Source organism: Serratia sp. YWN4, assembly GCF_055790845.1.
The window spans coordinates 1098588-1110790 of the sequence record NZ_CM147696.1 but is presented as its reverse complement, the minus strand read 5'-3'; the positions used below and the strand labels follow the sequence as shown (position 1 = coordinate 1110790).

Annotated in this window: 8 protein-coding genes and 2 pseudogenes; 3 read left to right on the top strand and 7 right to left on the bottom strand. The window is 53.8% G+C overall.

The window, feature by feature from the left end; translation table 11 throughout:
* Positions 1-46: 46 nt before the first annotated feature.
* Positions 47-1210 (bottom strand): phosphoglycerate kinase, encoded by a 1164-nt coding sequence (gene pgk / locus ACX9GT_RS05185; protein WP_473190123.1) that lies wholly within the window; start codon positions 1208-1210, stop codon positions 47-49.
* A 72-nt stretch (positions 1211-1282) separates the two neighbouring features.
* Positions 1283-2299, bottom strand: coding sequence for an erythrose-4-phosphate dehydrogenase (gene epd, locus ACX9GT_RS05180; RefSeq protein WP_473190122.1), 1017 nt, complete (start codon positions 2297-2299; stop codon positions 1283-1285).
* 511 nt (positions 2300-2810) lie between these two features.
* Between epd and ACX9GT_RS05175 the strand changes: the two genes are divergently transcribed.
* Entirely contained in the window at positions 2811-3098 is a 288-nt protein-coding gene (locus ACX9GT_RS05175; protein WP_459399824.1) for a putative quinol monooxygenase, read from the top strand.
* Between the two features lie 78 nt (positions 3099-3176).
* On the opposite strand, the gene tkt is transcribed toward ACX9GT_RS05175, so the two are convergent.
* Entirely contained in the window at positions 3177-5171 is a 1995-nt protein-coding gene (gene tkt, locus ACX9GT_RS05170) for a transketolase (RefSeq protein ID WP_473190121.1), read from the bottom strand.
* A gap of 247 nt (positions 5172-5418) precedes the next feature.
* Here tkt and loiP point away from each other — a divergent pair, with 247 nt between their 5' ends.
* Positions 5419-6171, top strand: coding sequence for a metalloprotease LoiP (loiP, locus tag ACX9GT_RS05165; RefSeq protein WP_473190120.1), 753 nt, complete (start codon positions 5419-5421; stop codon positions 6169-6171).
* Positions 6172-6215: 44 nt separating this feature from the next.
* On the opposite strand, the pseudogene ACX9GT_RS05160 reads toward loiP, so the two are convergent.
* Positions 6216-7428 (bottom strand): annotated as a pseudogene (locus ACX9GT_RS05160) (IS4 family transposase); the annotation flags it as partial.
* A gap of 75 nt (positions 7429-7503) precedes the next feature.
* On the opposite strand from ACX9GT_RS05160, the gene ACX9GT_RS05155 reads away from it, so the two are divergent.
* Positions 7504-8591, top strand: a protein-coding gene (locus tag ACX9GT_RS05155) for an IS3 family transposase (RefSeq protein WP_473189156.1) whose coding sequence is annotated in 2 segments (ribosomal slippage) — positions 7504-7756 and positions 7756-8591 — 1089 coding nt in all. Because the reading frame shifts where the segments join, the coding sequence is not laid out codon by codon here.
* 40 nt (positions 8592-8631) lie between these two features.
* Here the strand turns inward: ACX9GT_RS05155 and ACX9GT_RS05150 are convergent.
* The 3 genes and pseudogenes from ACX9GT_RS05150 to ACX9GT_RS05140 form a co-directional block, all read right to left on the bottom strand.
* Positions 8632-8778 (bottom strand): annotated as a pseudogene (locus ACX9GT_RS05150) (IS4/Tn5 family transposase DNA-binding protein); the annotation flags it as partial.
* Between the two features lie 98 nt (positions 8779-8876).
* Entirely contained in the window at positions 8877-10259 is a 1383-nt protein-coding gene (locus tag ACX9GT_RS05145) for an IS4 family transposase (protein WP_473189832.1), read from the bottom strand.
* Positions 10260-10547: 288 nt separating this feature from the next.
* On the bottom strand, positions 10548-12185 hold the full coding sequence (locus tag ACX9GT_RS05140) for a thiamine pyrophosphate-binding protein (protein WP_473191513.1): 1638 nt from the start codon (positions 12183-12185) through the stop codon (positions 10548-10550).
* Positions 12186-12203 lie beyond the last annotated feature (18 nt).

Sequence of the window (12203 nt, the reverse complement as noted above, 5' to 3'; positions counted from 1 at the left end):
ACCGGGCGGAATAAAACCGACGGGCGGCTTGCGCCCGTCATCTGAATTACTTCTTAGCACGCTCTTCCAGCATCACTACCGCAGGCAGTTGTTTCCCTTCTACGAACTCGAGGAAAGCACCGCCACCGGTAGAGATGTAGGAGATCTTGTCAGCAATACCGAACAGATCGATCGCTGCCAGGGTGTCGCCGCCGCCTGCAATGGAGAAGGCTTCGCTATCAGCGATAGCGCGTGCGACAATTTCGGTACCCTTACGGAAGTTAGGGAACTCGAATACGCCAACCGGGCCATTCCACAGAATGGTTTTAGCGTCTTTCAGGATTTTGGCCAGGCGCTCGGCAGAAACATCGCCCAGATCCAGAATTTGCTCGTCGTCTTTGATTTCGCTGGCTGGCTTCAGGGTCGCCACTGCGGTTTCAGAGAACTCGGTCGCTACGCGCACATCGGTAGGCACCGGGATATCACAGGTTTCCAGCAGTTTTTTCGCTTCTGGGATCAGGTCTGCTTCGTACAGGGATTTGCCAACGTTGTGGCCTTGAGCCGCCACGAAGGTGTTGGCAATGCCGCCGCCAACGATCAGTTGGTCAGCAATCTTGGACAGAGAGCCCAGCACGGTCAGCTTGGTCGACACTTTAGAACCGCCCACGATCGCCACCATTGGGCGCGCCGGGTTGCCCAGGGCTTTGCCCAGTGCTTCCAGCTCGGCAGACAGCAGCGGGCCCGCACAGGCCACTGGAGCAAACTTGCCCACGCCGTGGGTCGATGCCTGCGCACGGTGTGCGGTGCCGAAGGCGTCCATCACATACACGTCGCACAGCGCCGCATATTTCTTGGACAGGGTTTCGTCGTCTTTCTTTTCGCCTTTGTTAAAGCGCACGTTTTCCAGAACAACCAGTTCACCTGCTGCAACTTCAAGACCGTCCAGATAATCCTTCGCCAAGCGTACTGGGGATTTCATATGCTCTTTCAGGTAGTTCACCACCGGCAGCAGGGAGTATTCTTCGTTGTACTCGCCTTCGGTAGGACGGCCCAGGTGCGAAGTCACCATCACGCGGGCGCCTTGCTTCAGCGCAGCTTCAATGGTCGGCAGGGAGGCACGGATACGCGCATCGGAAGTCACTTTACCGTCTTTTACTGGTACGTTCAGATCGGAACGGATCAGAACACGCTTACCGGCCAGATCCAGATCGGTCATCTTGATTACAGACATGGTGAACCCTCTTGGTTGATTCTCTATAAAGTTGCCTGAACAGCACATCAACACCGCGTTGATGGTGCCTTATTAGAAACCGCTTGCGGCCATTGCCTGTGTTGTATCCAACATCCGGTTGGCAAAGCCCCATTCATTATCGCACCAGACCAAGGTCTTTATCAGGTGCTGCCCACTGACCCGGGTCTGCGTGCCATCGACAATGGCACTGTGCGGGTCGTGGTTAAAATCGATCGAAACTAAGGGTAGTTCGGTGTAGTCAACTATACCACGAAATGATCCCTGTGCGGCCTTTTGCAACAGCTGGTTGACCTCTGTCACCAGCACCTTTGAGCTCACGCTGACGCTGAGATCAATAGCCGTGACGTTGATGGTTGGCACACGCACGGAAATCGCTTCAAAACGATCGCAAAACTGCGGGAAGATGCGCGTAATACCGGCGGCCAGCTTGGTGTCGACCGGAATAATCGACTGGCTCGCCGCGCGGGTACGCCGCAAATCCTGATGATAAGCATCTATCACCGGCTGATCGTTCATTGAGGAGTGGATGGTGGTCACCGTGCCGGATTCGATGCTATAGGCATCGTCCAGCAGTTTGATAATCGGAATAATGCAGTTGGTGGTACAGGATGCGTTAGACACGATGCGATGTTCACCACGCAGCGTCTGGTGGTTAACCCCAAACACGATGGTGGCATCCAGATCGTTGCCCCCCGGATGGGCAAACAGCACCTTCTTCGCACCGGCGGCCAAGTGGGCTTCGCCATCGGCACGGCTGCCAAACACACCGCTGCAATCCAGCACCACATCTACACCCAGTTCGCCCCAGGGCAGTTGCTCCACTGCCGGTTGATGCAACAGCCGGATGTTGTCATCCCCCACGCTCAACACGTCAGCTTCCTGGCGGACATCCCAGGCAAAGCGGCCATGGCTGGAATCATATTTCAGCAGATGGGCCATCCCTTCGGCGTTCGCCAGTTCGTTGATGGCCACTACAGAAATTTCAGCGCGTCGTCCCGATTCATACAGCGCGCGTAAAACGCTGCGGCCGATACGGCCAAAGCCGTTTATCGCTATGCGGATTGTCATGCTACTCCCTGTCAAAGAGGGCCTTCCCTGCCGGCGTTGTTCCGGCCACAGGTCGGGTTGTCATTATCCGCCTAGAGTACTGTAGCGTACCGCCTGCTGTGAATCGCTGCATTACATTATTCGTCAAATCCTGTTGCTCATCGCAACCGCTCACTCAGGCATTTCAGTTGCGTACTGCGCTAACTGAAACGCTTCAGCCGAGAATAAACCAAAGCTTTGCTAAAAGGAACAGGTGTAACCACAAGCCTGTCGACTGGAGGTGATTTTGCGAAAATAAAATGATCTAGCGCACATTTTTATCCCCTTAACCCCAATAGCATCATCGACACGGGCCGCGAGCGAATAAGCTGCCGTAAAGGGTAAGATACTTAAGATAAATTCAGCATTTATTGAGGGAAACTGTTAGCCTGTCGGGTGCCCCTGAGGGCGGGAAGCAATCCGCTACGTCTTGAAAGACGATGGGTATAAATCGCTATTTTTTGTGGTCAATGTTGCACAACAAGGAGCAGAAATGAGTGAAGTTAAAGTAGTCGCCCTGATCAAAGCCCAGCCAGAACACCGTGCTGCCGTGGATAAAGCCGTGCGCGCCATGGTTGCCCCAAGCCGCTCTGAGCCAGGCTGCATCCAGTATGATCTGCATGAAGAACAGGGCCATCCAGGCGCTTTCGTGTTTATCGAGCGTTGGACTTCTGAGCAGGCGCTGAAAGAACATATGGCAATGTCTTACCATGATGCCTTCCTGGCCGAGTTGGAAGGGAAGCTGGTGAGCCTGGAAGTAAAAAGACTGACTCCGCTCTGAGTCAGTGAAAGCCCGGGGAACCGGGCTTTTTGATCGTCGTCTAAAAAACCATAGGAGCTGCACGCAGCCCCAGCGGATTTATTTCAACAGCGCTTGAGCCTTGGCCACCACGTTATCAACGGTGAAGCCGAACTCTTTGAACAGCAGATCTGCTGGCGCAGACTCACCGAAGGTATGCATCCCTACGATCGCGCCGTTCAGGCCCACGTACTTGTACCAGTAATCCGCAATACCCGCTTCCACCGCCACACGGGCAGCCACGGAAGATGGCAGCACAGATTCGCGGTAGGCCGCATCCTGCTTGTCAAACGCGTCGGTAGACGGCATTGAGACTACGCGCACTTTACGCCCTTCGGCGCTCAGCTTGTCAGCCGCCTGTACGGTAATACCCACTTCGGAACCGGTAGCGATCAGGATCACCTCTGGCGTACCAGCGCAATCTTTCAGCACGTAAGCCCCGCGATAAACGTTCGCCAACTGCTCGGCGGTACGTGGCTGCTGGGTCAGGTTCTGACGGGAGAACACCAGCGTGGTTGGGCCATCGCTGCGCTCAATACCGTACTGCCAGGCCATCGCCGACTCTACCTGATCGCAAGGGCGCCAGGTGCTCATATTCGGGGTCACACGCAGGCTGGCCAGTTGCTCAACCGGCTGATGCGTCGGGCCGTCTTCGCCCAGGCCGATAGAGTCGTGGGTGTAGACAAACACGTTGCGGATTTTCATCAACGCCGCCATACGCACCGCGTTACGGGCGTATTCCACAAACATCAGGAAGGTCGCGGAATACGGCAGGAAACCACCGTGCAGCGCGATACCGTTGGTGATGGCGGTCATGCCGAATTCGCGCACGCCGTAGTGGATATAGTTACCTGCCAGATCGTCGCTCAGCGATTTGGAGCCAGACCACAGCGTCAGGTTGCTCGGAGCCAGGTCAGCGGAGCCGCCGAGGAATTCCGGCAGCACTTTACCGAAGGCTTCCAATGCGTTCTGCGAGGCTTTACGGCTGGCGATATTGGCCGGGTTAGCCTGCAACTGCTCAACGAATTTCTTCGCTTCCGCTTTCCAGTTGGCTGGCAGTTCGCCGTTCACACGGCGTTTGAACTCAGCAGCCAGTTCTGGGAAGGCTTTGGCGTAGGCAGCGAACTTGTCGTTCCAGGCCGCTTCTTTCGCTTTACCGGCTTCTTTAGCATCCCACTGGGCATAAATATCCTGCGGGATTTCGAACGCCGGGTATTTCCAGCCCAACTGCACGCGAGCCGCAGCCACTTCGGCTTCACCCAGCGGAGCGCCGTGAGAATCGTGAGTACCGGCCTTGTTCGGTGAACCGAAACCGATGATGGTTTTACACATCAGCAGGGAAGGCTTGTCGGTGACTTTATGCGCTTCTTCGATCGCGGCCTTGATGGCATCGCTATTGTGGCCATCAACGCCACGCACTACGTGCCAGCCGTAGGCTTCGAAACGCAGGGCGGTATCGTCGGTAAACCAGCCTTCTACGTGACCATCAATGGAGATGCCGTTGTCATCATAAAACGCGGTCAGTTTGCCGAGCTTCATGGTGCCAGCCAGCGAACAGGCTTCGTGAGAAATACCTTCCATCATGCAGCCGTCACCCATAAAGGCATAGGTGTGGTGATCGACAACGTCGTGGCCTGGGCGGTTGAACTGCGCGGCCAGCGTGCGTTCGGCAATGGCAAAACCGATGGCGTTGGCAATCCCCTGGCCCAGTGGGCCGGTGGTGGTCTCTACCCCAGGGGTATAACCGTATTCCGGGTGGCCCGGCGTTTTGGAGTGCAGTTGGCGGAAGTTTTCCAGCTCGCTCATCGGCAGGTCATAACCGGTGAGATGCAGCAGGCTGTAAATCAACATGGAGCCATGACCATTGGACAACACGAAACGGTCACGGTCAGCCCAGTGTGGGTTAGTCGGGTTATGGTTCAGGTAGTCACGCCACAGGACTTCGGCGATATCTGCCATCCCCATAGGGGCCCCAGGGTGGCCGGAATTGGCTTTTTGCACGGCATCCATGCTGAGGGCGCGGATCGCGTTGGCAAGCTCTTTACGAGAGGACATGTTTTACTCCAGGTCGGATTAAAAAAGCAGTCTAGTTTTCTATTTTCTCAGACTCAGCATTAAAACGGCAATCCCTAATGCCAAATGAGAGCGAGTTCACAACTTATTAGCACGTTCGGTCAGTTTTTCGGAATAACACTATTCCCGCCACACTTGACGTACAATAGGCTCGTGCGACAGAAATGACGTCAACGAACATTGCACAAACCACTACTTATTTTATTTACTATCACGGGAAGATAGCTTTATGAAGATCCGTACTTCTTTGATTGCATTAAGCATTACCACTCTGTTGAGCGGCTGCCAGAACCTGAATACCGATACTCTGATGCAATCTGGGGCGCAAGCCTTCCAGGCTGCCACGCTGAGTAATGACGATGTCAAAGCGCTGAGTGATAAATCCTGCGCCGAGATGGACAGCCAGGCGCAAATCGCGCCAGCAGACAGCACCTACACGCAGCGCCTGAACAAGATCGCAGCCGCACTGGGTGATAATATCGACGGTACTTCTGCGAACTACAAGGTTTACCTGACAAAAGACGTGAACGCCTGGGCGATGGCCAACGGCTGTATCCGCGTTTACAGCGGCCTGATGGATCTGATGAACGACAACGAAGTCGAAGGCGTGCTGGGCCACGAAATCGGCCACGTGGCGTTGGGTCATACCCGCAAAGCGATGCAGGTAGCTTACGGCACCGTGGCACTGCGCACCGCAGCTTCTTCGGCTGGCGGCATCGTGGGTTCACTGTCTGAGTCGCAGTTGGCCGATCTGGGCGAAAAATTGGTCAACGCCCAATTCTCGCAGAAACAGGAAAGCCAGGCTGACGATTATTCGTTTGATCTGCTGAAGAAGCGCGGTATCGATCCGAACGGATTAGTGACCAGTTTCGAGAAGTTGGCACAGATGGAAGGCAGCCGCAAGAGCAGCATGTTTGACGGCCACCCGCCTTCAGAAGCTCGCGCGCAGCATATCCGTGAGCGTATCGCAGCGGGGAAATAATCCCCCCTCACCCTAACCCTCTCCCTCAGGGAGCTGTCTCTTGATCAGATCTCCTGATCAAGAGACTTCGCGAGATTATACCCTTCAACGATATCCTGAAGCTTGAACCAGCCTTCCCACATCACTACCCAGCCCGCACGGCCCGTTCGTTTGCTGTCATACCAGTGCCCCAGTTTTGCCAGATTCAGATACGCCCATTTCAGCGTCGGCGCTTGCTTCGGTAACGCTTTTCCTTCCTGTTTTACCCACAGCAGTTTCCATTCTATTGGGCTTAAGACGCGTTCACAGGACGCATTCAACGTCTCTTCGCTCAGCCCGCCCTGACGCAACGCCAACACCCGAACCGCAATAAAGGCAAGAATGACCACCATACGTTCCAGATTGGCCCGGCTTTGCATGCGAGACGCCTCAACCTGCGTCCCACCACTTTTCCACGCTTTGTGATATTCCTCTATTAACCAGCGACGTTCGTAGTAGCTGATGATGACGCGCGCTTCTGCTGCCGAGCCCACTTTTTCTGAGGTTAACAGATGCCAGCAGGCCCCTTCCGGCTCTTCTTCACGGCAGCAGATATACGTCAACGGTACGGAGGCTCCGGGCTGGTTTGGACGTTTTATTTCAACAGGACAGTAACTGACGAACATCTGTGCCTGACGGGCTGCGCGCCCTCCTTTTTGAACGACATTCAGCCAATGGCTGCCTGTTTGTGTGAGTGTGGCAGGCAACATCACTGCTGTCTTCAAGCCGGCGATTTTGTGCCGCCCGGACGACGAAGCGCTGGCCCTGGCTGATTTTATAGTCGAGGTAATGCCAGATATCGGCTTCCCGGTCACAGACCGAGATAACTTGCTGTTGCGTATCGCCGAGCCGCTGCGCCATGAGTTCAGACGCCTGCTGCCATTTGTAACTTTCTTTTTCTTCGTAAGCGCGTTGTTTTCGCTGGTGTTTCTTACCGTATTCAGCGATGTCACGACTCCAGCGCTGCTGGTCGATAAGGCCCACCACTTGTGCCGTTTTGGGTGAGTAAAGCAAGACAGAATGCGCCAGTAGCCCCCGTATTTTAGGGCTGGTCGTTGTATTGCCGAGTTCGTCAAAAGCCGTGGGATGACTGAAGTTGATGGAAGTCGTGTCCTCTAATGCAAGGAGAAGTGGGTGCTCTTTGGCGGCGCTTGCCGTTGCGATGAAACCCGCATCAGCGACGGCTTCCGGCGAGACATTGGGGTTACGCATGAGGCGGTATGCGCCTTCGACTTCGGCAGGGGGGTAATCCCCCCGAAAAAGCGGTGTGTTCATAAGTAGAATTTTCTCGTAATCTGAACGGAGGAGATTTCTATGAAAAAATCGCGTTTTACCGATAGCCAAATCATGGCCATCCTTAAGCAAGCCGAGGCTGGAACGCCAGTGGCTGAATTGTGTCGCGAACATGGCATGAGCAATGCCAGTTTCTACAAATGGCGTTCACGCTTTGGCGGCATGGATGTCTCCATGATGGCCCGTCTGAAAGAGCTGGAAGACGAAAACCGCCGCCTCAAAAAGATGTATGCCGAAGAGCGACTTAAAGCCGAAATTATTCAGGAAGCCATGGCAAAAAAGTGGTGAAGCCATCGTGTCGAAAGCAGATGGCTCAGAACGCTGTCAGGAGCCGAAACATCAGCATTCGCTTTGCTTGCCAGCTATTTGCTGTCAGCGAAAGTTGCTACCGCTATCAGGCTAAATTGAGTGAAGAAAATGACGCCATTGCCGACTGGCTGCTCCGTATTACGGATAGCCAACGTAACTGGGGGTTTGGCCTGTGTTTTTTATATCTGCGTAACGTAAAAGGCTTTCGTTTCAACCACAAACGGGTATATCGAATTTACTGCGAGCTGTCATTGAACATGCGGATCAAGCCCAAAAAACGCCTGAAACGGGATAAACCCGAACCACTGACCGTGCCTGCAAACAGCAATGAATGCTGGTCAATGGACTTTATGCACGATCAGTTATCAGATGGTCGTTCAGTGCGTTTACTGAATATAATTGACGATTTTAATCGTGAGGCACTGGCCATTGAGGTGGATTTTTCCCTGCCCGCAAATCGGGTCGTGAGAACGTTGGAACATCTCATTGAATGGAAAGGTAAGCCAGCAGCAATACGGTGTGATAATGGGCCGGAATATACCAGTAAGACATTACTATCATGGGCTTGTAAGCAAGGGATCCAGATTAACTTCATCCAGCCTGGTAATCCGCAGCAAAATGCCTATATCGAACGTTACAACCGAACGGTGCGCTATGATTGGTTGGGACAGCACCTGTTTTCATCGCTGGATGAATTGCAGAACTATGCCACGCAGTGGCAATGGTTTTATAATCACGAACGGCCCAATATGGCGTTGAATGGCTACACACCGATGCAGCATAGACAACGCATGGCCTGACTCTACTTATTACCTCCGTTAAATATGGGGGGATTACCGGGGAATGTGATGATTTCACAATAGAAAGTCCTGTGTGTTGAGCCAGTGAAGCAGTGAGTTTCACCAGGCGATGAGTCCTGCGTTTGTCGCCGAGTTGAGCAAGACCGAAAGTGTCTTGAGCCCATGAATCACAATCAGAAAGCACCATACTAAAAACCGAAGGAAGGGAGAATATCAAGACAGATCAACAGACAGGAAAAAAGTTCAAAAACCCCCGACGAGTATGTCCTGTCTCTTGATCACTTTTCACAGGTCAAAAGACTTGGCTAACAGGTAACCTTCAAGGATGGTTTGCAACATGAACCATCCTTCCCATAATCTTTCCCACCCAACACGACCATTGCGTTTCGAGTCATACCAGCCCGCTAGCTTTCCCAGATTTATGTAAGCCCAGTAAACACTTGGTACATTTCTTGGCAGGGGTTTCTTCTCTTGTTTTGACCACAGTAACTTCCACGCCAACGGACTGAGGAGCGTCTCACAACTTTGCTTTTCCGCTTCTTCTCTGTTGAGGCCCAGATAGCGTAATTGGTGAACCCGTACGGCAATAAACGCCAAGATGACGACCATCTTCTCCAAATTGTCCTTACTTTGCATTCGCAAGGCTTCTACCTGTGTCCCTCCACTTTTCCAGGCCTTATGGAACTCCTCAATCAGCCAGCGCTTTTCATAATAATCCAGAACACGTTGTGCATCCCCCGGACTGTTTATCGGTTCTGACGTTAAAATATGCCAGTTCAGCCCTCTGTCATCCCCACTTTCCTGGCAACCAACATAATACAGCGGTACCGATTGACCCTGTTTATTGGCGGGTATTTTGACGGTCACCTTCGCATAGCGCACATCGCAAATAGCCTCACGTGCTTTACGCCCCCCTCTTTGTTTTACTTGAACCTTCCTTTGCTCTGCTGACTGTAAGCCGCTGCTAAATTGATAAAGCTTGTCCGAACTTTCTTCTATACAACGGCTTTGCATAGAACGAACGATAAAGCGCTGATGGTTACCTGTTTTATACGTCAGGTACTCGATAATATCGGCTTCACGATCACAGACTGAGATAACCTTTTCCATCTCAGCAGAGCCTAATCGTTGTTCCATCGCTTGGGAGGCGCTTTCCCACTTATAACTTTCCTTATCTGCATAAGCCCGGCAAGCTCGTTGAGCTTTTTTTCCATAAAGATTGATGTCCCTCGTCCAACGCTCTTGTTCAATTAGACCAACGACATGTTCTTCTCTGGGGGCAAAAAGCAACACAGAATGGGCATGCATGCCTTTGGCACTTTTTCTTGAGGTGGTGTAACCCATTTCATCTCTGACTGTCCGGTGAGTAAAGTCCAGTGAGGTTGTATCTTCTAATGCAAGCAAACAATCATAAGATTTAGCTTGCTCTGCCGTCGCCGCAAAACCGGCAGCAGAAATCGCTTTAGCCTCAATAGACGGGTTACGGGTGAAACGATAAGCCGCTTCAATATCCGCTGGCGTTTTCAGTGATTGCACAAGTGATTGCCCTATGTGATTAGCAAGGGAAGAGGTGATACTAATCAGTCGCTTAGTTCTCCGACTATCCCCCAGTTCCGCGCGTGAAAAAGTGTCTTTTGCCCATAGCTCTGCATCCGTTAAAAACACCATACTTTATCTCAATTGTTTATTTGATATTAAGATCGGCAATGCAGACAAAGATTCAAAAAAAAATCCCTCGATGAAAATCGAGGGATTTGTGTATGAAAGACAGGACGAGTATGTCGGGGAGTTGTGTATAAGAGACAGCTCAGGGAGAGGGGACTAACCGTGCTACAAATTAACTTCCGCATCTAACCAAAACACTGCATCCACTCCCGAAGATAGATGGCCAGGGTGAGAGGATAAATCGCTTACCGGATAACCGACAAGACGATATTTATCCCCCCAATCAAGCAATCAATACAGCTTCTGCGGCGGCCCGGCGAACGTCAGTGGCCCGACGCTCTTCATATCCACTTCCACCACCGACGGCCCCGGATAGTTGATCGCCTCCGCCAGCACACCGCTGAACTGCGCAGCATCACTGACTTTCCAGGCTTTCAACCCCATCGCTTCTGCCACCTGGCAAAATGCCGGGGTATGCAGATCGTTGTAATACTGACGCCCGGCGAAATACTTGTCCTGAATGCCGCGCATCACGCCATAGCCGCCGTCGTTCATGATCAGCAGCGTGATATTGGCCTGTTCCTGCGCCATGGTCGCCAGTTCCCCCAAGCCCAGCGCCAAACCGCCGTCACCCACTAGCCCCACCACTTTGCGCTGCGGGTTGGCAATCGCGGTGCCGATCGCCATCGGCAGCCCCATGCCGATCGCCCCAGCCAAGGAGTGGATATTGCACAGCGGAGAGATCGCCCGGAACAATCGGCTGCCCCACACGCTGCCGGAAACGGTAATATCGCGCACCAGCAGGCCGTCTGCTGGCAATGCGGCAGCAATCGCATCGTTCAGTTTGGCATATTCACCCGATTGCTGGCGCAGCGCCGCTTCGGCCTGCTGCACCGCTTGGGCCACTTCGGCATCCCACTCGGTATTCACTTTCTCGCCGGGAGCCAAGCGGGCCGCTAGCGCGTTGAGCAATGCGCCACAGTCGCCATTAACCTGCTCATCCGCCAGATAGTTACGGTTGGCCGCTGCCGGATCGATATCAATCTGCACCAGCGGGCGCGGCAATGGCAGCGTCCAGGTACGGGTTTCGTTGCTGCGCAGGCGGGAACCGGCGACCAGCGTCAGATCGCACTGCTTCAAGATGGTTTCAACACTCGGCGAGTTGTGAAAGGCACGCAGGCTACGCGGGTGGCTGTCTGGCAAAATCCCACGTCCGTGGGTGCTGGACATCACCACCACTCCGGCATCCGCCAGCCGTTTCACCGCATCGCGGCAGGCCAGCGCACCGCCGCCAACCCACAGCAGTGGGCGTTTGGCCTGTTTCACCTGTTGATAAAGACGTTCAACCGCCGCTTCATCCGCCGCAGGCAACGCTGGCGGCCGTATCGCTTTGCCGACCAGGTTGGCTGGCACCAGGCTGTTCTGAATATCGATCGGGATCTCCACCGCCACCGGGCCACAAGGAACGGTTTGCGCTTCCTGGATCGCCCGCTGGATCACCGCCACCGCCTGCTCGGGGGAGTTCACCCGGTAAGCCTGCTTCGAACAGGCGCGCAGGAAACCCAGTTGATCTTTGGTTTCATGGATAAACCCGGCGTCGGCGTCCAGATAAGCCTTTTCCACCTGACCGGTAATATGCAGCAGTGGCGTATTGGCATTCAGCGCTTCGATCATCGCCCCCACCGCGTTGCCCGCACCGGCTCCGGTGCTGGTCAGCGCCACGCCCAGGCCGGAGAAACGCCCATGAGCATCCGCCATCGTCACCGCTCCAGCCTCGCCGCGCGCGGGCACAAAGCGGATCGCCCCGCGTTGCCCAATGGCATCGGCAATCGGCAGATTGTGAATCGAGATGATGCCGTACATCGCGGCCACCTCGTACTGCTCCAGAGTTCGGGCTATCGCCTCACCAACCGTTATTTTTTCGCTCATCATCTGCCTTCTTAATTA